This window comes from Halogeometricum sp. S1BR25-6 (assembly GCF_031624495.1).
Lineage (GTDB): Archaea > Halobacteriota > Halobacteria > Halobacteriales > Haloferacaceae > Halogeometricum > Halogeometricum salsisoli.
This window is the reverse complement of sequence record NZ_JAMQOP010000002.1, coordinates 389406-410953: the sequence shown is the minus strand read 5'-3', so window position 1 is coordinate 410953 and position 21548 is coordinate 389406. Positions and strand designations below refer to the sequence as shown.

The following is a 21548-nucleotide window of genomic DNA, read 5'->3' as shown; positions in this document are numbered from 1 at the left end:
GGCTAACGGGTTTCCACGCCGAACGGACCGCCGGACGCGCCAGTTACAACTATGTCAGACGACAGTACACGCGAACCAGCCGACGAACCGACGGTGAAACCCGACGGTGGCGTCGCCGCTTCCGGGAGTCGGAATCACCGAGACGTCGATTACCTCGACAGGGAGGTGAACCTCCTCCGTCCGAGCACGCCGTTCATGCGGGACCACCTGCGCATCATCTGGACCGGATTCGCCGCGTGGGCGCTCGTCGTCTTCGGTCCGGTGACGCTGACCGCCGTCGCGCCGGGCGTGATGACGACGCCGATGCCCGTCATCGGCTTCCCGCTACACTACTTCCTCGTCGCCATCGGGGCGCCGCTCGGTGCGCTCCTCCTGGCGTTCTGGTACGCTCGCAAGCGCGACGCCCTCGACGAGGAGTACGGAATCACGCACGGAACGACCGCCGACGGACCCGAGGGGACACCCGAGAGAACGGCCACCGACGGAGGGCGGACCGAATGACGGGACCGCTTCTCCTGCAGAGCGGTCTGCTTCCCGAGGGGTTGAACGTCTCGTTCAAACTCGTCCCGGCCATCATGGTCACGGCGATGCTTCTGCTGTTTCTCGCCATCGGCTACGTCTTCAAAGTGGCCGACACGGAGGGGATGTGGGTCGGCGGCCGGTCCATCGGCAACGTCGAGAACGGGATGGCAATCGGGGCCAACTGGATGTCTGCAGCGTCGTATCTCGGAATGGCGGCGCTCATCGCGCTCTCGGGGTTCTACGGGCTGGCGTTCATCGTCGGCTGGTCGGCGGGCTACTTCATCCTCCTCATCTTCATGGCGGCGCAGATGCGGCGGTTCGGGAAGTACACCGCGCCGGACTTCGTCGGCGACCGCTTCAACTCCGACGGCGCCCGCGCCATCGCCGCGGTGACGACGTTCCTCATCGGATTCGTCTACGCCATCGGGCAGGCCCGCGGCATGGGTCTCGTCGGCGTCTACATCTTCGGCGACATCGGCATCCCGGGGCTCAGCGGCTACCAATCGATGGTCGTCGCCATGATGGCCATCACCGTCGGCTACCTGACGCTGTCGGGGATGCTCGGCGCGACGAAGAACATGGCCGTTCAGTACGTCATCCTCATCGTCGCGTTCCTCGCGGGTCTGTACGTCGTCGGCTTCACGCAGGGCTACTCGACGGTGCTCCCGCAGATAGAGTACGGCGCGCTGATATCCCAACTCGGGACCGAGTTCAGCGAACCGTTCGTCAACGAGAGCTACTACCTCTGGATCGCGACGGCGTTCTCCTTAGTCGTCGGTACCTGCGGGCTTCCGCACGTGCTCGTCCGGTTCTACACCGTCGAGAGCGAGCGGACCGCCCGCTGGTCGACGGTGTGGGGACTCGGATTCATCCTCCTCCTGTACCTGAGCGCGCCCGCGTTCGCGGCGTTCGGGACGGACCTCTACGCGAAGAACATCGGCGCGGTGTACGGCGACCCCGGCATGACCAGCGCCGCGGGCGACGTCATCGTCGTGCTGGCGGCGCAACTGGCGAACCTCCCGACGTGGTTCGTCGGCCTCGTCGCCGCCGGCGGCATCGCCGCCGCCATCGCCACCACGGCCGGCCTGTTCATCGCCGGTTCCTCGGCTATCGCACACGACATTTACGTCAACATCATCAACGAGGACGCGACCCAGCGCCAGCAGGTGCTCGTCGGTCGCCTCAGCATCGTCGCCTTGGGCGCGTTCACCACGCTGGCCGCCCTCGACCCCGCGGCGCCCATCGCCGCGCTGGTCTCCTACGCGTTCTCGCTCGCCGGCGCCGTCCTCTTCCCGATGTTCTTCCTCGGCCTCTGGTGGGAGAACACGAACCGGCAGGGCGCGCTGGCCGGGATGACCACCGGCCTCCTCATCTGGTTCACCCCCATCGTGAACGAGGTGCTGCCGAGTTACGGACTGTTCGCGGGCGCGGCCGGCGCCGACGGCGTCATCTTCCCCGCCCTCGCGCAGTGGCTGCCGGCCATCGGGTCGGCGCTCGTCGCCGTGCCCGTCGTGTTCGCCGTCACCATCGGCGTCTCCCTCGTCACCGACGAACCGCCGCTGGAGACCAAGCGGATGGTCAGACAGTGTCACAGCCCCGAACCCATGGGGCAGCAACAGACCGCCGAGGACGTCGTGGGCAACGACGGCAGCGGCGGGACTCCCGCGGACGACTGATTAACAATGTACGAACACATACTCGTGCCGACAGACGGAAGCGATACGTCGCGACAGGCGGTCGACCAGGCGGTCGACATCGCCGAGAAGTACGACGCGACGGTCCACGCGCTCTACGTCGTCGACGTGGACGCGACGAGTTACTCGCTCGGCGCCGAACAGGTCGACCGCATCCGAAGCGGCCACCTCGACGAGATGCCCGAGGTGACGGACGCGGCGGAGAAGGCCACCGGCTACGTCGCCGACGCGGCCCGCGAACGCGGCGTCTCCGTCGAAGAACACGTCACCGCGGGCGAACCCGCCCGCGCCATTCGGAAGTTCGTCGACGAGAACGACATCGACCTCGTCGTCATGGGGTCGCACGGGCGCTCGGGTCTCTCGCGCGTCGTCCTCGGCAGCGTCGCCGAGAAGGTGCTCCGTCGGACCAGAGTACCGGTACTCGTCGTCGACAGTAACGACGGAGCGGAGGCCGAGGCGTGAACTCCTCGTCCGGCCCGGTCGGCGCCCTCAGAGAGCACGGGTCGGGGATGCTCGCGGACCTCACCTTCGCCATCGCGTGGGTGGTGGCCGTCTCGCTGTTCTTCGACTTCGTGCAGGGGCCGCAGTGGGCCTACTACCTGTTCATGGTCGCCGGTGTGGCGGCGTACTTCGGGTTCTTCTGGTCGCTTGATATGGCGAAAGAGCAGCGGAAAGAGGACTGAGCGCGCGCGCACGAACGAGCTTTTTTGCGGCGGTCGACGGTGACGAAGGAGTCGTACCGCGCGGAGCGGTTAATGAGCCGAGCAGTCGTACCGCGAGGCGAGCGAAGCGAGCCCTCGCGGACTCTTTTTGGTCCACCGATGGGCGCTTCGCGCCCATCGAGCCTCGCTTCGCTCCGCTCAGCGAGACAGTTTTTTGCGAGGAGCGGTTCGCTCAAAGAGCGAACCCGACGAAGTAAAAAGGTGGAGTGGGACCGCTGAGAGACGCGGAGCGTCTCCCTTGCTCACGGGTTCCGGAGGAACCCGTGACCGCTGAGAGTCGAACTCGATTCGTCCGACTCTCACCGATGTACACATCGTTAGTCGGCGCGGGTGACTCGCTTCGCTCGTCGCGTAGCGCCTCGAAAACGGATATGGGACCGCTGAGAGTCGAACTCAGGTCCTACCGACCCCATCGGCAGAGGATACCACTACCCCACGGTCCCAGGGTGTATTCGAGAGAATGCGCGTGTGACCGTTAAGTGCTTCGCTTCGAGTCGACGCCGGTACGGAATGGCACGCCGGCGGACCGGTCGACGGTTACTCCGACTCGGCGTCCGGGTCCCGGGGGACCACGAGGTCGCCGTCGTCGCGGACGGCCGTGCTCAACACGGGGTCGCCCTCGTAGGCGACCAACCCCTCGCGGCGGGCGACGACGTAGCCGTCGTGGTCCGTCTCGACCGTGTCGACGCCTTCGCCCTGCGGCGTCACCACGTCGGCGACGACGTCCCCCGACTCGACGACGTCGCCGGGTTCGACGCGGTGGCGAATCAGACCGGCCGTCTCCGTCCGCGGGTGGACGGCGCGCCGGACCGGATAGTCGACGGGCGCGTCGGGGACGCCGACGCCGGGGTCGCCCACGTCCTCGGGGACGTCCGCCGAGTCGAGCATCCCGAGTTCGACCAGCACGCTGTAGACGCCTGCGACGCCGGCCGCGCGGACGTCCTCCTCGACGACGCTGTGCCCGCCGAGTTCGACGGTGACCGCGGGGACGCCGGCGGCGTTCAGCGCCGCGCCAGCCGTCGAGCGCTGGAGCGCCTGCTCGACGTACTCGGCGGCGGGGTACTCCGTGAGGGTCGGAAAGCCGAACGCGGAGGCGAGGCGGTCCAGGTCGGCGGCGAGTTCTTCGGCTTCCTCCCGCCCGCGACGCTCGCCGTACAGCACCCGGTCGCGGATGAGAAACGGCATCGACCCCACCTGGGCGGTGTGCAGGTCGACGAGGGCGTCCGCTGACTCGGCGAACGCCTCGTACAGTCGCTCGTCGATTCGCTCCTGCACGCCCGGCGGGCGCGAGGACGCCGACTCGGGGTCCGGGAAGTAGCGGTTCGGGTCGTCGTCGCCGTAGTAGGACTGCCGGGCGTTGCGGCGGAGGCCCGCGGGGTTGACGACGGGCACGCAGACGACGGTACCCGAGAGGTTCGCGGGGAGGTCCGCGCGCATCGCGTCCTGCGCGACGGCGACCCCGGTCGCTTCGTCGCCGTGGACGCCGCCGGTGAGCCACAGCGTCGGCCCCGCGGACTCGCCCTCGGCGACCACGAGTGGGAGACGCTCCGCCCCGCCGGTCGGGAGGTCCGTCGCCTCGAACCAGCCGCCAACGACCGCTCCGGGTTCGGATTCGACGGTTCCGAGCTTCATACCCCGGCGTCACGGTCGGCGGAGAAAAACGGTCGGGTCGCGGAGAAACGCAGTCAGATCAGCACGCGTTCCAGCGAGACGACCTCGCCCGAGTCGGCGTCGGGGTCGCCGACGAGGTGGCCGAGGCAGACGGCGGCGTCGTCCGGCGTGACGCAGGCGACGAGCGACCCGCGGTCGGCGTCGTCTGCGTCGAACACGCCCGGCGCGTACACCGGCGCGCCCTCGGCCACCTGCTCGGCCGCCGAGTACGCGATAGTGACGTGCGGCAGGTGCGAGAGGGCGCGTTCGGCCGGCGCGACCACCTCGCGCAGGACCGACTCGTCACCCTCCTCGGCGAACGCGAGGGCGTCCGAGAGGTCGTACAGCGTCGAGAGCGACGTGTCGTCGAACGGGTCGGTCGCGGTGCGGCGGAGATGGCCCATGTGCGCGCCCGTCCCGGCCGCGAGGCCGATGTCGTGACAGAGCTTTCTGACGTAGGTGCCGCTCTCACAGCGGATGCGGAGCAGGGCCTGCCGGTCTCGAACCTCCAATACGTCGAGGTCGTACACCTCGCGGGAGCGCAGGCGGCGCGAGACGGCGCTCTTTCTGGGCGGCTTCTGGTACACCTCGCCCTCGAACTCGGCGACGACGGCGTCGAAGTCCGAGGGGACGGGTCCGTGCAGTTCCAGCACGGAGACGTACTCCTTCGTGCCTTCGAGGAACACCTGCGCCATCCGGGTCGCGTCGCCGAGGAGCGTCGGGAGACAGCCCGTCACCTTGGGGTCGAGCGTACCGGCGTGGGCCGCCCGTTCGACGTCCGTCATGTCCCGCACCCACGCGGCGACCTGGTGCGCCGAGGGGCCGGGCGGCTTGTCGAGGTTGACGACGCCGAACGACAGCAGGTCGTCGACGGAGCGGTCGTCGGGGGGGCCGCGAAGGTCAGTCACGGGTCAGAAGTCGTACTCGACACCCTCGACGGGGAACTTCCCCTCGTCGTCCTCGGGGTCGTAGGCGTCGACGGCGGCTTTCAGGATATCCGGGACGTCCTCTTGGCTCCACCGGGCGGTGTTGAGCGTCACGTCGTAGATAGCGAGGTTGGTGATGTCGATGTTGTAGTACTCCTTGTAGCGAAGCGCCTCGCTCTGGGCGCGCGCGGCCGTCTCCTCGCGGGCGCGTTCGACCGACTTCCCCTCCCGGTCGGCGATGCGGGTGGCGCGGACGTCCAGCGGCGCGTCCAACCACAGGCGAACGTCGGCGGCGTCGCCGGCCAACCACCCGGCGAGCCGCGACTCCAACAGCACGTCGTCGCGTTCGACGGCGATGCTCCGGAGGCGGCGGTCCAAATCGCGGTCGATCTGTCCGTCCTTCTCGGCGAGTTTGTTGAACTCGACCGCCGTCATTCCCCGTTCGGCGGCGAGTTGACGAAAGATGTCGCCGCCGGAGATGTGTTCGAGGTCGAACGCCTCGGCGAGCGTTTCGGCGGTCGTACTTTTTCCGGCGCCCGGCGGACCGGAGACGGTGAGCAACATAGAGACTCTCGGACGGTCCCGCTAAAAGAGGTTGTCTTTGCCGACGGGTGTGTCGCCCCGTGTCGAACGCCGCGTCGGACGAATCGAGCGGTGCGGGCCCGACTCCGACTCCGATTACGACGCCGACGGCGAGATGTCGATATTGAGACTCTTTCGGATGATCTGGGTGAACCCCATCGAGCAGAGGAAGTACCAGATGATCCACGCCTGCATCGGGCCGAGGACGCCCTCGGTCCACGCCACCTCGCCGACCAGCGGCAGGACGATGTTCCCCATCGTGACCTGCGCCTCGGCGCCGCCGCCGACGCCGATGGCCCAGTACATCCAGAGGAACGCCGGGATGGTGATGAACATGATCCACACCATCGGGCGGAACTGCTCTTTGAACATCCCCAACTGGTCGCCCATCGCCTCCATCTGCTCCTCCTGGATGGCGTCAAGCGCCTCGTCGTCGCCCGCCTCGCGGGCCTCCTTCTGCCGCTTCTGGATGTCCTTCATCCGCTCTTGGTAGGCACCCATCTTCTCCATGTTCATGAGGTTCGCCTGCAGCAGCGTCGAGTACAGCCCCGTCGCCAGCGCGATGACCATGATGACCGCGTAGAACGGGAGCAGTTCCGTCAGCGGTCCGAGGAAGACGTCCATCGCGGTGCCGATGACGTCGCGGAGGGGCTTCCAGCCGTAGGCGGCGAACAGGCCCACCGTGACCACAGCCGCCATCTTGTCGTACTTCGACCACGAGGAGTCCTCGTCGTCGATATCGACCGAGGAGGACGTCGACGCCGAACTCGACCCCGACGACGCCGAGGCCTCTTCCAGGCCGGCGCGCGTCGCCTCGGGGTCGGCGAGTTCGAAGCCCTCGTCGCCGTCGACGAGGACGCCCTTCTCGATGAGGCGACCCCAGTGGCCGCTCGTGATGTCTCCTTTCACGTCGACCCACCGGACGTCGCCGCCGTCGGACCGTTCGAGGACGGTCTTGACGGCGCTCCGCATCTCCGGGTCCGAGGAGACGAGGTCCCGCACCTTCGCTTCGATTCGTGCCATTGCCGAGAGAGTAGTTACTCACCGGTTATCAAGCTTTTACTCTCCGTCTGCGTCTGGCCCGGCGAGAAAATCCGCGTTTCGGAAGCCGCACCGTCGCCTCTGCGGCCCGTCTACGCGTCTTCGACGACGGCCGCCACGTCCTCGAACACCTCGTCGGGGGTCTGCTCGCCGTCCACCTCTTCGAGGACGCCCTCCTCGCGGTAGTGGTCGACGACGGGTTCGGTGTTCTCGTGGTAGACGCTCAGGCGCTCGCGGACCGTTTCCTCGGTGTCGTCTTCCCGCTGGACGAGCGGCGACCCGCACTCGTCGCAGACGCCCGCCTCCTCGGGCGGGGCGAACTCGACGTGGTAGTTCGCGCCGCAGTCGGGACAGATTCGGCGGCCCGTGAGTCGGTCGACGAGTTCCTCCTCGCTCACGTCGAGGTAGACGACGACGTCGAGGTCGGTTATCTCCGAGAGGTACTCGGCCTGGTCGAGGTTCCGCGGGTAGCCGTCCAGAACGTAACCGTCCGAATCCTGTAGCGCGGTCTTCACGATTTCGTTGACCACGTCGTCCGGGACGAGTTCGCCCGCGTCCATGTACTCCCGCGGCGTGTCGTACTCGAAGTCGAGGTGGCTGATGTCCATCTCCTTGTTCGCCCGGAGGGCGTCGCCGGTCGTCACGTGTTCGAGGTCGAACTCGTCGGCGAGTCGCTTCGATTGCGTTCCCTTCCCGGCGCCGGGGGCGCCGAGCAGCAGGATGTGCGTACCCATGTTCGACCCATCCCGGGCCGTCGGTATAACGTTGAAGAAAGCGTCCGTCCTTTCGCGTTCCGCGCGCCCCCGGGCGGGCGCCGAGCGAGCGCCCGAATCAACACAGTCAGGGTCCCGCGCGAACGACGTCCGGACAGATGCCGAACGCGACGTTTCCGACCGCCGCCGCCGTTCCGGGGCTCCTCCTCCTCGCGGCGCTGGCCGGCCTCGCCTTCCTCGTCGCCGGCGCGGTACCCGGCCTGAACGCGCTCCTCCTCGCCGTCGCGTTCGGTGCGCTCGTCGCGAACACCGTCGGCCTTCCCGAACGGGCCGCCGACGGGGTTCGGTTCCGCGGCGTCCTCCTCGAAGCCGGCATCGTCCTGCTCGGCGCGCGCGTCGCGTTCGCCGAACTCGTCGCGACCGGTCCCGTCGTGCTCGGCCTCGCCGTCGCGGCCGTCGTCTTCGGCGTCGCGTTCGTTGAGTCGCTCGCCCGGCGGCTGTTCAACCTGCAGCACAAGACGGCGTCGCTGCTCGCCGCGGGCGCCAGCGTCTGCGGCGTCTCCGCCGCGACGGCCATCGCGGGCACCATCGACGCCGACGGGGAGTCGCTGGCGCACGTCGTCGCCGCCATCCTGCTGTTCGACGCGGTGACGCTGCTCGCGTTCCCCGTCGCCGGCGACCTGCTGAACCTCTCCGCCCGGCAGTTCGGCGTCTGGGCCGGACTGAGCATGTACAGCACCGGCCCGGTCACCGCCGCGGGGTTCGCCCACTCGGCCGCGGCCGGACAGTGGGCGACGGTGACGAAACTGGCGCGGAACTCGCTGCTCGGCGTCGTCGCCCTCTGGTACGCGTTCCGCTACGCCGACCCCTCCGCGGAGTCGGGCGTGCGGTCGCTGCTGAACGGCGTGCCGAACTTCCTCGCCGGGTTCGCGTTCGTCGCCCTCGCCGCGAACGCCGGGTTGCTCTCCCCGGCGGTGCTCGCCGTCCTCGAAACGACGAGCGACGCCCTGTTCGCCCTCGCGTTCGCCGGCCTCGGACTCGACGTCCGCCTCGGCGCGATGCGCGAGGCCGGCCTCGCGCCGGTGGCGGTGCTGTCCGTCTCGCTCGTCGTCGTCTCCGTCCTCGCCCTGTTCGCCGTGGTGACGCTCCTGTGAACGCCGCGACCCCGTCGCCCGACCGTTTTTCTACGGACGGCGACGTACGTCCCCCATGACCAGATTCGACGCCGCCGACCCGACGGAGCGACGAAAGCTGTTCGCCGAGGCGGTGACCGCCCACCGCGAGCGCGCGAGTCCGTTCTTCACCGTCGAAGTCGACGCCAACCCCGAGGTAGACGGCGAGGACGCGCCCGCGCCGTGGGTGCAGTTCGCCGACGGGACGTTCAACCTGGACGTGACCGACGAGGAACTCGAACGCGCGAAGTCGCTGCTCTCGGAGTTCCCCGAGTTCCGCATCGACCGGATGGAGTCGCCCGAGGAGTCCGAGGGGACGAACCTCCGCGTCACCGCGCGGTCGGACGCGAACCGCCTCGCGGCGTTCGTCGACCGGGCCTTCCGCGAGGTGTACGGCCGCGACGACGACTACCGCGCGTGGGTCGCCGCCGTCTGAATCGGCGGGTCTCGAAGCGTTCGGGCGGGGCGTCGGGGCGCCAGCGGTTTGCGAACCCCTAAAGTCGATGCGGGAGAACGTCTCAACTATGACCGTACGGCACACCCGTTCACGCACGCCCCGTCCGAGCGAACCGAACCGAACGCCCGGAGGATTCCGCCTCGGCGGCGATGACTCGGGAGTGTTCCCGTCTCCTTCATCTCCATCGACGGCGCTCGGCCGCCCCGCGAGCGGCGCCGACGGCGGTGGTCAGCATGGTTGAGGACCCCGCGACCGGAGACGACCCCGCCGCACCCGCCACACCCTCCCTGTTCGCCCGACCGCTCGTCCCCGTCGCGGGGGCGGACGACGCCGCGGCGACCGCCAGCGCACTCCTCCCGCGCGTCGCCGCCGTCGGCGGCCGGGCGGTGTTCGTCCACGTCATCGAGAAGGCCGGCGGCGCGCCCGACAAGGCCTCCGTCGAACAGCGCGAGGAACTCGCCGCCGAGATGTTCGAGCACCTCGAAGCGGCGGCCGCGGACGCCGGCGTCGACGCGGAGACCGAACTCCGCTACGGCACCGACGTCGCCGAGACCATCGTCGACGCCGCGCACGACGCGGACGCGACGTGCATCGCGTTCACCCCGCGCGGCGGCAGCAAGTGGTGGGACCTCTTCTCGGGCGACGTCCGCGAATCGCTCGTGACCGAGAGCGACCTGCCGGTGGTCGTTCTCCCGGACGTACGCGAGGAGGGCCCCGACACGTGAACGGCGGTCGTTTCCAGCGACTCGCGCCCGCGCCGCGCGGAGGTGACGGGGCGTGAGCGGCGGCGACGAAGAACTCGCGAAGGACCTCGGCCCCCTCGCCGCCCTGACCATCGGCGTCGGGACGATGATCGGCGCGGGCATCTTCGTGCTGCCCGGTCCCGCCGTCGCGCAGGCCGGCCCCCTCGCCGCCGCGGCGTTCGTTCTCGGCGGTGGCATCGCCCTGTTGACCGCGCTCTCGGCCTCCGAACTCGGCACGGCGATGCCGAAGTCCGGCGGAGCGTACTACTACGTCAACCACGCCCTCGGCCCCCTCTTCGGCAGCGTCGCCGGATGGGCCAACTGGATGGGGCTGGCGTTCGCCTCGGCGTTCTACATGACCGGGTTCGGGCAGTACGTCACGACGTTCCTGCCCGTCCCCGACCTGTCGCTCGGGTTCGTCACGATATCGGCGGTGAAACTCGTCGCCCTCGCGGGCGCGGCGCTGTTCGTCTTCGTCAACTACGTCGGCGCGAAGGAGACGGGCAAACTCCAGAACTACATCGTCGTCACCCTGGTCGCCATCCTCGCCGTGTTCACGGCGTTCGGCGCGATGAGCGCGGACCTCTCGTCGCTCCGACCCATCGTCCCGCCGGACAAGGGCATCTCCCCGCTGCTTCCGGTGACGGGTCTGGTGTTCGTCTCGTATCTCGGCTTCGTCCAGATCACGTCGGTCGCCGAAGAGATTCAGGAACCGGGCAAGAACCTCCCGCGGGCCGTCATCGGGAGCGTCCTCATCGTCACGACGGTGTACGCGCTGGTCCTCGTGACCGTCCTCGCGGCGGTTCCGAACAGCGTCGTCGCCAACAACGACACCGCCGTCGTCGACGTGGCGCGGATGCTCATCGGACCGGTCGGCGCCGCCGCGATGCTGTTCGGCGGCCTCCTCGCGACCGCCTCCAGCGCCAACGCCTCCATCCTCGCCTCCTCGCGCATCAACTTCGCGATGGGGCGAGACCAGATCGTCAGCACGGAACTCAACGAAATTCACCCGCGGTTCGGGACGCCCTACCGCTCTATCGCCATCACGGGCGGGTTCATCTTCGCGTTCATCCTGCTAGCCGACGTGGAGACGCTCGCGACCGCCGGGAGCGTCCTCCACCTCATCATCTACGGCCTGCTCAACATCGCGCTCATCGTGATGCGGACGGCGGACCCCAAGGAGTACCAACCGGACTACACGGTTCCGCTCTACCCCTTCACCCCGATTCTCGGAATGATAACCTCGTTCGCGCTCATCTACTTCTTCGCGAGCGACGTCATCCTCCTCGCCGTCGGCTTCACGGTGTTCGCGGCGGTGTGGTACCTCGGTTACGCCCGTTCGCGGGCCACGAAGCAGGGTATCCTCGGACAGTACATCCTGAGCCGCCGCGAGGAGGTCCCCGACGCCGCCGTCTCGGCCGCCTCCTCGGTCCAACCCGACGGCGGCACCTACCGCGTGATGGTCCCCCTCGCGAATCCGGCGAACGAGACGGACCTCATCACGCTCGCCAGCGCCCTCGCGAAGGCCCGCGACGGCACCGTCGTCGCCGTCCACATCGAGCAGGTACCCGACCAGACGGCGCTCGAATCCGCCCGCGAACGCGGGGACTTCGCGGAGGCGCACGAAATCCTCGAACGCGCCCGCGACAACGCCGAGACGTTCGACGTCCCGATAGAGACGCACACCATCCTCTCGCACCGCTCGTTCGAGGAGGTGTTCGACGCGGCGCGGACGTACGACGCCGACGTCACCGTCATGGGGTGGGGTCCGGACTCCCACGGCGCCCCCGGACGCGCCGAGTCGGCCATCGACGAACTCGCCAGTTCGCTCCCCTGCGACTTCCTCGTCCTGCGCGACAGGGGGTTCGACGCCTCGCGCATCCTGGTGCCGACGGCCGGCGGCCCGGACTCGGACCTCTCGGCGGCCGTCGCGGCGACGCTCCGCGACCGGTACGACTCGACGGTCGCTCTCCTCCACGTCGCCGACGACGCCGCCGAGGGCGAACGGTTCCTCAGCGAGTGGGCCGAGGGCCACGGCCTCTCCGACGCCGAACTCATCGTCGAGGAGTCCGACGACGTGGAGGCGTGTATCGAACGCCACGCGCGGGACGCGACGATGCTCGTCATCGGCGCCACCGAACGCGGCTTGCTCTCCCGCCTCGTCCGCGGGACGCTCGTCCTCGACGTCCTCAACGAGGTGGACTGCTCGGTGCTCCTGGCCGAACGGGCGCGCACGCGTTCGCTCCGCGAGCGACTGTTCGGCCGGAAGTGAACCGCGGCGGGACCCGACCCGATACCCCCGCACCGCGGGAGAGTATTTCCCTGCGCACGCCGTACCTCGCCCATGGAATCGACAGACTCCGCCGTCGACGGCGGCGTCACGCCTGAGGTGCTGGGACTGCGCGGCGAGTCGACGTTCGTCGACGTCGGCGACGTGGACCTGCACGTCGTCACCGCCGGTCCGGAAGACGGCGAACCGGTCGTGCTCCTCCACGGCTTCCCCGAGTTCTGGTACGGCTGGCACGAGTACGTCGAACCGCTCGCGAACGAGGGCTACCGCGTCGTCGTCCCCGACCAGCGCGGCTACCACCTGAGCGGGAAACCCGAGGCCGTCTCCGCCTACCGGCCGGAGGAACTCACGGGCGACGTGCTCGGACTCCTCGACGCCCTCGACCTCTCTGCGGCGCACCTCGTCGGCCACGACTGGGGCGCCTTCGTCGCGTGGTGGATGAGCCTCCACCACCCCGAGCGCGTCCGGACGCTGTCGGCGGCGAACGTCCCCCACCCGACGGCGTTCCGCCGGGCGCTCAGAAACGACTGGGAGCAGCGGTTCAAAAGCTGGTACGTCCTGTTCTTCCAACTGCCGAAACTCCCCGAGGCGCTGGCGAGCGTCGGCGGGTACCGCGGCGTCTGCGACATGATGCGTCGGACCAGCCAACCGGGCACGTTCAACGCCGCCGACTTCGACTGCTACCGCGCGGCGTGGTCGCAACCGGGGGCCTACCGGTCGATGCTCAACTGGTACCGCGCCATCGCCCGGACGAATCCCCGCCCGCGGACCGAACGCGTCGAGGTGCCGACGCTCGTGCTGTGGGGGGCGAAAGACGCCTTCCTCACCCGCTCGCTCGCCTTGGAGAGCGTCGAGTACTGCGAGCGGAGCCACCTCGTCGTCCTCGACGAGGCGACCCACTGGATTCAACACGAAGAACCCGTCCGCGTTCGCCGCGAACTCACCGACCACTTCCGGTCGCACCCGGAGTGATTCGGTCGGGACCGCCGCAGACGTGCGTGAGTCTATATACCATCACCGAGTCGACTTAGCGACTTACTTAACCCATGACGAAATACGTACAGTCGAGGCGGAACCGAGGTCGCGTTCCCGGGACTGGATGACCCCGCACGATACTACCTCGTTCGCGTCTCCTTCATGAGCCGACCGGTCGCGCCCCGTGCGACCGGGAGCTTTTCTCCGCTCCGAGCGGCGGCGCTCGCGACCGTCGATTTCGACGACCGGTTCCCGGCTACCGGTTCGCCGCGCGGTCGAAGACGACGTCGAAGCGCGCGCCGCCCGTCTCGCTCTCGTCGACGCCGACCCGCCAATCGTGCGCGTCGGCGACGGCGGTGACGATGGCGAGACCGAGCCCGGTGCCGTCTGCGCTGCCGGTGACGCCGTACTCGAACACCGAGTCGCGGCGGTCCGGCGCGATGCCGGGGCCGTCGTCCGCGACGTAGAACCCCTCGCCGGTGCCGCCGATTTCGACCGCCGCGTCGTCGCCGGCGTGCGTCTCGGCGTTGTCGAAGAGGTTCTCGAAGAGTCGACAGAGCCCCTCCTCGTCGGCCGACACCGTCTCCGGCGGGTCGTCGAACCGCAGCGTCCCCCTTTCGGGACCGGCCACCCGCCACGCCCGCTCTGCGGTCTCCCGGAGCGAAACCGGCGTCCGCTCGACGCCGCGGGCACCCTCCCGAGCGAGCGTCAGCGCCTCGTCGATGCGGTCGTTCATCCGGAGGAGCGACTGGTAGGCGGTGTCGAGGTGGGGGTGCGTCTCGTCGGGATAGCGCGCGCGGGCGACGTCGAGTTGCGCGAGGGCGGCGCTCAAGGGGTTCCGGAGGTCGTGGGAGACGCTGCTCGCGAAGGCCGTCAGCCGCTCGTTGCGCCGTTCGAGCGACCGCGTCTCCGAGCGGTAGTCGGTCACGTCGCGGACGACGGTGGCGTAGCCCTCGTCGTCGGTCACGCTCGGCGACATCGGTATCCCAGGAGCGCTCTCGTCGGGTTCGAGCGACGTGACCGCGACGTGGGCGTCGTACGCCTCGCCGTCGGCGTCGTGGGCGACGCAGTCGACTTCGACCCGACCCGCCGCGTCGGCCTCTTCGAGCAGCGTGGTCGCCGGGATGTCGGCATTGAGGACGACGTCGAAGTCGGCCCCGCGGGCGCTCGTCCGGTCGTACCCCGTGAGTCGGCGAGCGCTCGCGTTCCACGTGGTCACGTCGCCGTCGGCGTCGAGGAGGACGACCGCCGCGTCGACGACCCGTTCGATGAGTTTTCGGTAGTCGTCGTCGCTGCGCTCCTCGGCGGCGGGGCCGATTTCCGAGATGGTCCCGTCGTCGCTCACGGTGTCTCCCCCGTGAGCGGGTGCGGTCGAACACTACCGTCGATGGGCGGCGCCCGGGGCCGTCGTCTCCGACTGTTCGTCGAAGCGCCGGGAACCGAGGCGCCCGGTCCGCATCCGAAGGGCATCGAATTGGTCGTACCGAGGAAACATCGTACCCTATATGTTACGGCTGCTCCTGCGCTCCAACGGCACGTTGAAACCGCACGCCGCTGTCTTTCCGATATGACCGACCTCGGAAAGGCCGACCGAGCGTTCTTCGACCGGTACGTCTTCTCGAACCTCGGCGCCGACCGCGACGACGTCGCCGTCGGCCCGACCCACGGCGTCGACTTCGGCCTCCTGAACCTCGACGGCACGGCCGTCGCCGTCGCCACCGACCCCGTCTCCGTCCTGCCGGGTCTCGGCCTCGCCCGCGCCGGCCGGTTCGCCCTCGACTTCGTCCTCGCGGACGTCGCCGTCTCGGGGCTGCCGCCGTCGCACCTCGCCGTCTCGTTCACGCTCCCGTCCGAGTTCTCCGACGAGGCGTTCGGGGAGTTGTGGACCGCGATGCACGAGGAGGCCGAGGCGCTGGGCGTCAGCATCGTCGCCGGTCACACCGCCCGCTACGCCGAGTGCTCGTTCCCGTGGGTCGGGGGCGCCACCGCCCTCGCCGTCGGCGACCCGTCGGACGTCGTCCGCCCGGACGGCGCCCGCGTCGGCGACGACGTACTGGTCACGAAGGGACCGGCCGTGGAGGCGACGGGACTGCTCACGACGCTGTTTCCCGAGCAGTTCGACCTCCCGCCCGGGACGCTCTCTGCGGCGCAGTCGCAGGTGGACGAGACCGACTGCGTCCGCGACGCGATGGCCGCCGCGGCCGCCGGCGGCGTCCACGCCATGCACGACGCGACGGAGTGCGGCCTGTTCGGGGCGCTCAACGAAGTCGCCGACGGCGCGGGCGTCCGCCTCGACGTCGCCACCGACGCCATCCCGTTCCGACCGAGCGTCCGCGAGGTGTGCGACTACCTGGACATCGACCCGTGGACGGCGACGACGGGCGGAACGCTCGTGCTCGCCGTCGACCCCGATGCGACCGACCGGGTCGTCTCGGCGCTCGAATCCGAGGGCACGCCCGTCGGCGTCGCCGGGACGGTGCGCGAGGGTTCCGGCGTCGTCGTCGACGGCGAGTCGGTTCCCCATCCGGACGTCGACTCGTCGTGGGCGGCCTACGAGGAGTTGGCGCGGCGCGCGGAGGAGTGAGCGACCCGTGAACCGCTCCGACTTCGTGAGGCTCGCGTTCCTCGCGTTCGGACTCATCCTCCTGAGTTTCGTGATTCTCGGCCTCTCGCGCATCGCGCTCCCCTACCGGACCGCGCAACTGCTCTCGGCGCCGACGATGCTTCTCGCGGCGCTCCTCGTCTCCTATCTCTTCGTCCGCGCCGCCCTCTCGTGGGTCGGCGTCCGGCGCATCGAGTGAGCAATCTAATCAGTTGCGAACGCTACTATCGAACTCCGCGAGCCGTTCTGCGACCCGGTCGAACGCCTCGTCGGCGGCGTCGACGTCCGCGGCGAGGCTGAGGAAACCGTGGGCCATCGCGGGGTAGTGTTGGTGGACGACGGCGACGCCCGCCTCCCGAAGTCGCGCGGCGTAGCGCGTCCCCTCGTCCCGCAGGGGGTCGAACCCGCCCGTCACGACGCACGCCGGCGGCGTCTCGGCGAGGCGTTCCTCGTCCGCGCGAACCGGCGCGGCGAACGGGTTGTACCGGTCGACGTCGCTCCGGAGGTAGTGGCCGCGGAACCACGCCATGTCGGCCCGCGAGAGCAGCGGTCCGTCGGCGTTTTCTTCGTAGGAGTCGGTGTCGAACGTCTGCGCGAGAATCGGGTAGAGGAGGAGTTGCCCCGCCGGCGTCGGAACCTCTCGCACCCCCTCACTCTCGGCGGCGGCGCGGAGGGAGACGGCGGCGGCGAGGTTGCCGCCGGCGCTCGTTCCCCCGACGACGACGCTCTCGGGGTCGCCGCCGAGCGACCCGGCGTGCCCGCGGACCCACTCGTAGGCGGCGACGGCGTCGTCCAGCGGTTCCGGAAACGGGTGTTCGGGCGCGAGGCGGTAGTCGACGCTGACGACGAGTCGCCCCGACCGGTCGGCGAGTCGGCGGCAGATGCCGGCCGCGGAGTCGAGGGTTCCGAGGGTCCACCCGCCGCCGTGGTAGAAGACGAGAACCCCTCGGGTCTCCTCGGGTGCGGGGTGGTACGTCCGGAGCGGAACCGGTCCGCGCGGCCCCGCTATCGAGAACTCCCCGACCCGTTCGACCGCCGGCGGGTCCGTCGCCGCGAACGCCTCGTCCTCGACGGTCCGGGCGCTCTCGACCGACAGCGCGTGCCACGGCGGCAGTCCCTCGCGCTCGAATCGCTCCACCGCGTCTCGGACCTGCGGGTCCACCTCGGGGGCGCGTCGCTCCATACCCGAGGGCCGCGCGGCGCGCGGAAAAAACCGACCGGACGGCGGCGAACGGGGGGTGACGGGAGGCGAAGGTCTTTGCGACGGCGGACGAACCGGGCGGCATGGACGACGCAGACGCCGCCGGCCCGCCGACGCGCGCCGACGCCCGCGAACTCGACCGCGCGGACCCGCTGTCGGACCTCCGAGAGCGCTTCTTCCTCCCCGAGGACGAGGCGTACGTGGACGGCAACTCGCTGGGACTCTGCTCCGCGGACGCGGCGGCGGCCCTCGACCGAGCGGTCGAAGAGTGGAAGACGCTCGCCGTCCGCGGGTGGACGGACGCCGACCCCGAGTGGTTCACCTACGGCGAACGCCTCGGCGCCCGACTCGCCCCCCTCGTCGGCGCCGCGGAGGAGGAAGTCGTCGTCGGCAACTCGACGACGGTGAACATCCACACCCTGGTCGGGACGTTCTACGACCCCGACCGCGGGGAGAAAATCGTCGTGAACAGCCTCGATTTCCCGACCGACCACTACGCGATTCGCGCGCAACTCCGGGCGGCGGGCCGCGACCCCGACGAGTGTCTCCGGGTGGTCGAGAGTCGCGACGGGAGAACGATTGAGGAGGACGATATCGTCGCCGCCGTCGACGACGACGTGGGGATGGTCTTTCTCCCCTCGGTGCTGTACCGCAGCGGGCAACTGCTTGACGTCGAGCGCATCACCCGCGCGGCCCACGACGCGGGCGCCCTCGCCGGATTCGACCTCGCGCACTCCGTCGGCGTCGTGCCGCACGACCTCTCCGAACACGGGGTCGATTTCGCCGTCTGGTGTCACTACAAGTATCTCAACGCCGGTCCCGGCGCGCTCGCGGGACTGTACGTCAACGAGCGCCACTTCGGCGTCACGCCGACCCTCGCGGGGTGGTGGGGTCACGAGAAGGAGACGCAGTTCGAGATGCGACACACCTACACGCCGGCCGACTCCGCGGGCGCGTTCCAGATAGGCACGCCGCCGATTCTCTCGGCCGCGCCCCTCGACGGCGCCCTCGACGTGACCGAGGACGCCGGCATCGACGCTCTCCGCGAGAAGTCGCTGGCGCTCACCGACTTCCTCGTCGCCCTCGTCGACGACCGACTCCGCGACTGCGAGGTGGGAACGCCCCGCGAGGCGTCGCGCCGCGGCGGCCACGTCGCCGTCGAACACCCCGAGGCGTATCGCATCTCGGAGGCGCTGAAAGAACGCGGCGTCGTCGCCGACTTCCGACCGCCGAACGTGGTTCGAATCTGTCCCTCGCCGTACTACGTCGGCTTCGAGGAGGTGTACGACGTCGTCGACGCGTTCCGGGAAATTCTGGACGAAGGAGAGTACGAACGCTACGAGACGCGCGGCGGCGGAGTGACCTGATTCGGTTACCAGTCGATGACTTCCTTGTCGCGCCAGAAGTACCCCGACGGCGCTCCGGTCTCGAACCGCGAGAGCCACACGGGCGTCTCCGCGCCGCGTTCTATCGACCGATTGGCCTCCTCGCCGCCCATGTCGGTTCGCACCCACCCCGGACAGACGGCGTTGGCGATGAGGCCCTCGTCGCCGTACTCGCCGTCGAGGTACCTCGTGAGTCCGTTGAGTCCCGACTTCGAGACGCGGTAGGCGGGCGACCCGCCCGACTGCTCCTCGTTCAGCGCCCCCATCCCCGAGGAGACGTTGACGACGCGCCCGCCTTCGTCCTGCAGGAGGAGGGGAACGGTGTGCTTGCAGACGAGCATCGGCCCGCGGAGGTTCGTCGACAGCGTGCGGTCGATGTCGTCGGTCGACTCCGCGACGATGTCCCCGTCGCCGCCGGAGACGCCCGCGTTGTTGACGACGATATCGAGGCGGCCCGCGGCGGAGAAGACGTCGTCGGCGGCCTGCGAGACGTCGCCCTCCTGCGTCACGTCGACGAGGAGATGGGTCCACTCGTCGGGTATCTCGTGGGTGATGCTCCGCGTCGCGGCGAACACCGTCGCGCCCAGGTCGTGCAGTTGTTCGGCTATCTCGCGGCCGAGGCCGCGGTTCGCGCCCGTGACGAGGGCGACCTGTCCCTCCAGGGAGTCGTACACGTCGGGGTCCGGAACGTCCTCACTCATCGCGTCGGGAGAGGGACCGGCGCCGCAAGGGGGTTGCGTTCTCGGTCGGCGCCGACTCACCCGCGCCGCGCGACCCGGAGTTCCTCGAACCGCTCGCCGGTCCAGCGGTAGGCGTTCAGGCGGCCGTCCGGGTGACAGAGGAGGTAGACGTAGCCGACCCACCCCGCCCGCGCCTCGTCCGTCGGACTCGGAGTCGGGTCGCTCTCGGGATGACTGTGGTAGAAGCCGACGACGTCCAGCCCCTCGGCTTCGAGGGCGTCGATGGTCTCCACCGTCGTCGCCGGGTCGAGTTCGTACTCCGTCCGGGGGTCGGCGGCGACGTTCGGTACCGGGTCGGCTCTCTCGACGACGTCGGCACCGCTCGACTCGTCGGCCCGGTGACCCGCGAGGACGCCGCACACCTCGCGCGGGACCGAGCCTGACGCGCCGTCGCGAGCGCGGGCGAGAATCGCGGCTCGCGCGTCAGTTGCGAGGCTGACTCGGTTCGTCGGCGGGTTCCTCGTCGAAGTCACGGCGCATCGCTATCTCGAACCACGGGCACAGACGGAGTTGTCGATACCACTGCGGGTGCTCGTGGAGGTGTTCGTAGTCCACCCACAGCAGGCCGGCTATCTCCTCCTCGTCGGGGTCCAGCGTTGTATCCTCCAGCGTCACCTTGAGGACGGCACAGACCTCCCACTCCAAGCCGGCGTTCTCGTAGTAGCGCTTGTACTCGAACTTGTCCGTCACGCGCAGGTCGCCGTACTGGTCGGGGCTGATTCCGAGTTCCTCTTCGAGACGCTGCGCCGTCGCGTCGACCTGACTTTGCCCCTCCACCGGGTGAGAGGCGACGGTGCCGTCCCAGGAGGTGTCCCACAGACGCTTGTTCGGCGCGCGCTGTGCGAGAAGCAGGCGCCCCTCCCCGTCGAAGACGAGACAGGTGAACGCGCGGTGCCGCGTCCCGTCCCCGGTGTGGGCGTCGAGACGGTTGACCAGCCCCTGCTCGTTGTCGTCGGCGTCGACGGCGATGACGTCCTGTGCGGCGTTCTTGTGGAGTTCGCCCTCCTCCGCGGCGTCCGCGGCGGAACTGGCCCCCTCGTCCGTACTCATACCGTGGACCAAGGGAGAGGTGGGTCAAGGAGTCTTCGATGCGCGGCGGCCGAGGGGGGCTTGGTTCGGGTTCAGGCGTCGTCGGGTCGGCCGGGTCGAGTCGGGTCGACCGGCGACGGGTCGTACCCCTCGCCGACAGCGAACCGCACCGCGCCGGGGCGAGCGTCGGCCCGCAGGTGCCGCCCCTCGACGAACTCGCCGTCGAGACTGAACTGCCGCGGGACGCTGGCGTCGACTTCGAGATGGTCGACCTTCAGGCGCGTGAGATGCGAGGCTCCCCGGCGCAGGAGTCGGTCGGCCGCCCCCTCGGTGAGATAGTTTAGGGCCGGCCGGTTCCGAACGACGACGACGTTCAGCAGGCCGTCCTCCATGTTCGCCTGCCGCATCCGCTCGCCGGGGAACCGGCGGCCGTTGCCGACGAGGAGCATCAGCGCCTCGCCCGTCCAGACGGGGTCGTTCTGCGGCCCGGCACGGACGTCCAACTGTAACCCCTGGAACGTCCGCGTGCGCTGGAGCGTCGAGAGCACGTAGGCGAGAACGCCGAGTCGGCGCTTCGCCTCGCGGGTCGCCCCGGCGCTGGCCTCGGCTGTGAGTCCGCAGGCGCAGGAGTTCAAGAACGGGCGCGCGGGCGTCCCGGCCAGCGAGTCGGCCGACTCCTCGGCGGTCCAGCGGACGCTCCCGAGGTCCAGCCCCCGGCGGCGTCCGTTTTTGAGCACGTCGAAGGCGTGTTCGACGCCGCGGACGCCCACGTTGTCGGCGAAGTCGTTGCCCGTCCCGCAGGGAACGACGCCGAGCGTCGTCTCGTCGAGTCCCCCCTCCGCGTCGACCCCTCGGACGACTTCGTTCAGCGTGCCGTCGCCGCCCGCGGCCGCGATAACCGACGCTCCCTCGCGGGCCGCCTCGCGCGCGAGTTCGAGCGTGTCTCCCTTCTCCCTGCTCTCCCGCACGTCGTAGCCGCGCTCCTCGGCTATCGCCCGCGCGCAGGCGCTTCGTTTGCCGTCGCCGCTCCGCGGGTTGAACACGAGGATTCGGTCGGTCACGGCCGGTGCTCCGGGGCAGAAGAACAAAGTCGTACCGCCCCCT

Annotated in this window: 23 protein-coding genes and 1 tRNA gene; 12 read left to right on the top strand and 12 right to left on the bottom strand. The window is 69.5% G+C overall.

What is annotated here, in order from left to right:
* Positions 1 to 51 precede the first annotated feature (51 nt).
* The 4 genes from NDI76_RS12110 to NDI76_RS12095 are packed head-to-tail and all read left to right on the top strand — an operon-like array spanning position 52 to position 2899.
* On the top strand, positions 52 to 501 hold the full coding sequence (locus NDI76_RS12110) for a DUF4212 domain-containing protein (RefSeq protein ID WP_310924338.1): 450 nt from the start codon (positions 52 to 54) through the stop codon (positions 499 to 501).
* Positions 498 to 2198: a sodium:solute symporter family transporter gene (locus tag NDI76_RS12105; protein ID WP_310924337.1), complete on the top strand. Its 1701-nt coding sequence runs from the start codon at positions 498 to 500 to the stop codon at positions 2196 to 2198. Before NDI76_RS12110 ends, NDI76_RS12105 begins: the two co-directional genes overlap by 4 nt.
* A gap of 6 nt (positions 2199 to 2204) precedes the next feature.
* Positions 2205 to 2678 (top strand): universal stress protein, encoded by a 474-nt coding sequence (locus NDI76_RS12100; RefSeq protein ID WP_310924336.1) that lies wholly within the window; start codon positions 2205 to 2207, stop codon positions 2676 to 2678.
* Entirely contained in the window at positions 2675 to 2899 is a 225-nt protein-coding gene (locus tag NDI76_RS12095; RefSeq protein ID WP_310924985.1) for a DUF8119 family protein, read from the top strand. Before NDI76_RS12100 ends, NDI76_RS12095 begins: the two co-directional genes overlap by 4 nt.
* 411 nt (positions 2900 to 3310) lie before the next feature.
* On the opposite strand, the gene NDI76_RS12090 is transcribed toward NDI76_RS12095, so the two are convergent.
* The 6 genes from NDI76_RS12090 to NDI76_RS12065 all read right to left on the bottom strand — a co-directional run bounded on the left by NDI76_RS12090 (position 3311) and on the right by NDI76_RS12065 (position 7871).
* A tRNA-Pro gene (locus NDI76_RS12090) sits at positions 3311 to 3381 on the bottom strand.
* Between the two features lie 94 nt (positions 3382 to 3475).
* Positions 3476 to 4570, bottom strand: a complete 1095-nt coding sequence (locus tag NDI76_RS12085) for a succinylglutamate desuccinylase/aspartoacylase family protein (protein WP_310924335.1) — start codon at positions 4568 to 4570, stop codon at positions 3476 to 3478.
* A 53-nt stretch (positions 4571 to 4623) separates the two neighbouring features.
* Complete coding sequence (locus tag NDI76_RS12080) at positions 4624 to 5496, bottom strand: RNA-guided pseudouridylation complex pseudouridine synthase subunit Cbf5 (protein ID WP_310924334.1); 873 nt, start codon at positions 5494 to 5496, stop codon at positions 4624 to 4626.
* Positions 5497 to 5499: 3 nt separating this feature from the next.
* On the bottom strand, positions 5500 to 6078 hold the full coding sequence (gene cmk, locus NDI76_RS12075; protein WP_310924333.1) for a (d)CMP kinase: 579 nt from the start codon (positions 6076 to 6078) through the stop codon (positions 5500 to 5502).
* A gap of 114 nt (positions 6079 to 6192) precedes the next feature.
* Positions 6193 to 7119: a DUF106 domain-containing protein gene (locus NDI76_RS12070; protein ID WP_310924332.1), complete on the bottom strand. Its 927-nt coding sequence runs from the start codon at positions 7117 to 7119 to the stop codon at positions 6193 to 6195.
* 110 nt (positions 7120 to 7229) lie between these two features.
* The gene (locus tag NDI76_RS12065; RefSeq protein WP_310924331.1) at positions 7230 to 7871 is read right to left on the bottom strand and encodes an adenylate kinase; all 642 of its coding nucleotides are present in this window, start codon (positions 7869 to 7871) and stop codon (positions 7230 to 7232) included.
* 137 nt (positions 7872 to 8008) lie between these two features.
* On the opposite strand from NDI76_RS12065, the gene NDI76_RS12060 reads away from it, so the two are divergent.
* The 5 genes from NDI76_RS12060 to NDI76_RS12040 all read left to right on the top strand — a co-directional run bounded on the left by NDI76_RS12060 (position 8009) and on the right by NDI76_RS12040 (position 13484).
* Positions 8009 to 9004, top strand: a complete 996-nt coding sequence (locus NDI76_RS12060) for a YeiH family protein (protein ID WP_310924330.1) — start codon at positions 8009 to 8011, stop codon at positions 9002 to 9004.
* 55 nt (positions 9005 to 9059) lie between these two features.
* Positions 9060 to 9458, top strand: a complete 399-nt coding sequence (locus tag NDI76_RS12055) for a DUF7975 family protein (RefSeq protein WP_310924329.1) — start codon at positions 9060 to 9062, stop codon at positions 9456 to 9458.
* 254 nt (positions 9459 to 9712) lie between these two features.
* The gene (locus NDI76_RS12050; RefSeq protein ID WP_310924328.1) at positions 9713 to 10204 is read left to right on the top strand and encodes a universal stress protein; all 492 of its coding nucleotides are present in this window, start codon (positions 9713 to 9715) and stop codon (positions 10202 to 10204) included.
* A 52-nt stretch (positions 10205 to 10256) separates the two neighbouring features.
* Complete coding sequence (locus NDI76_RS12045; RefSeq protein WP_310924327.1) at positions 10257 to 12494, top strand: amino acid permease; 2238 nt, start codon at positions 10257 to 10259, stop codon at positions 12492 to 12494.
* Positions 12495 to 12566: 72 nt separating this feature from the next.
* Positions 12567 to 13484 carry an alpha/beta fold hydrolase gene (locus NDI76_RS12040; RefSeq protein ID WP_310924326.1) on the top strand — a complete coding sequence of 306 codons (918 nt, stop codon included), beginning with the start codon at positions 12567 to 12569 and terminating at the stop codon, positions 13482 to 13484.
* Between the two features lie 259 nt (positions 13485 to 13743).
* Here the strand turns inward: NDI76_RS12040 and NDI76_RS12035 are convergent, their stop codons facing one another.
* Complete coding sequence (locus NDI76_RS12035; RefSeq protein WP_310924325.1) at positions 13744 to 14832, bottom strand: PAS domain-containing sensor histidine kinase; 1089 nt, start codon at positions 14830 to 14832, stop codon at positions 13744 to 13746.
* A 222-nt stretch (positions 14833 to 15054) separates the two neighbouring features.
* On the opposite strand from NDI76_RS12035, the gene NDI76_RS12030 reads away from it, so the two are divergent.
* Positions 15055 to 16071: an AIR synthase-related protein gene (locus NDI76_RS12030; protein ID WP_310924324.1), complete on the top strand. Its 1017-nt coding sequence runs from the start codon at positions 15055 to 15057 to the stop codon at positions 16069 to 16071.
* 7 nt (positions 16072 to 16078) lie between these two features.
* Entirely contained in the window at positions 16079 to 16288 is a 210-nt protein-coding gene (locus NDI76_RS12025; RefSeq protein WP_310924323.1) for a hypothetical protein, read from the top strand.
* A 9-nt stretch (positions 16289 to 16297) separates the two neighbouring features.
* Here the strand turns inward: NDI76_RS12025 and NDI76_RS12020 are convergent, their stop codons facing one another.
* Entirely contained in the window at positions 16298 to 17272 is a 975-nt protein-coding gene (locus NDI76_RS12020) for an alpha/beta hydrolase (protein WP_310924322.1), read from the bottom strand.
* A gap of 101 nt (positions 17273 to 17373) precedes the next feature.
* On the opposite strand from NDI76_RS12020, the gene kynU reads away from it, so the two are divergent.
* Positions 17374 to 18657 carry a kynureninase gene (gene kynU / locus NDI76_RS12015; protein WP_310924320.1) on the top strand — a complete coding sequence of 428 codons (1284 nt, stop codon included), beginning with the start codon at positions 17374 to 17376 and terminating at the stop codon, positions 18655 to 18657.
* Between the two features lie 5 nt (positions 18658 to 18662).
* Here the strand turns inward: kynU and NDI76_RS12010 are convergent, their stop codons facing one another.
* From NDI76_RS12010 to NDI76_RS11995, 4 genes are all read right to left on the bottom strand, one after another.
* Positions 18663 to 19376 carry an SDR family NAD(P)-dependent oxidoreductase gene (locus NDI76_RS12010; RefSeq protein WP_310924319.1) on the bottom strand — a complete coding sequence of 238 codons (714 nt, stop codon included), beginning with the start codon at positions 19374 to 19376 and terminating at the stop codon, positions 18663 to 18665.
* Between the two features lie 56 nt (positions 19377 to 19432).
* Entirely contained in the window at positions 19433 to 19888 is a 456-nt protein-coding gene (locus tag NDI76_RS12005; protein ID WP_425498361.1) for a desampylase, read from the bottom strand.
* Positions 19839 to 20465 (bottom strand): NUDIX hydrolase, encoded by a 627-nt coding sequence (locus NDI76_RS12000; RefSeq protein ID WP_310924318.1) that lies wholly within the window; start codon positions 20463 to 20465, stop codon positions 19839 to 19841. Before NDI76_RS12000 ends, NDI76_RS12005 begins: the two co-directional genes overlap by 50 nt.
* A 71-nt stretch (positions 20466 to 20536) precedes the next feature.
* On the bottom strand, positions 20537 to 21505 hold the full coding sequence (locus NDI76_RS11995; protein ID WP_310924317.1) for a diacylglycerol/lipid kinase family protein: 969 nt from the start codon (positions 21503 to 21505) through the stop codon (positions 20537 to 20539).
* Between the last annotated feature and the right edge of the window lie 43 nt (positions 21506 to 21548).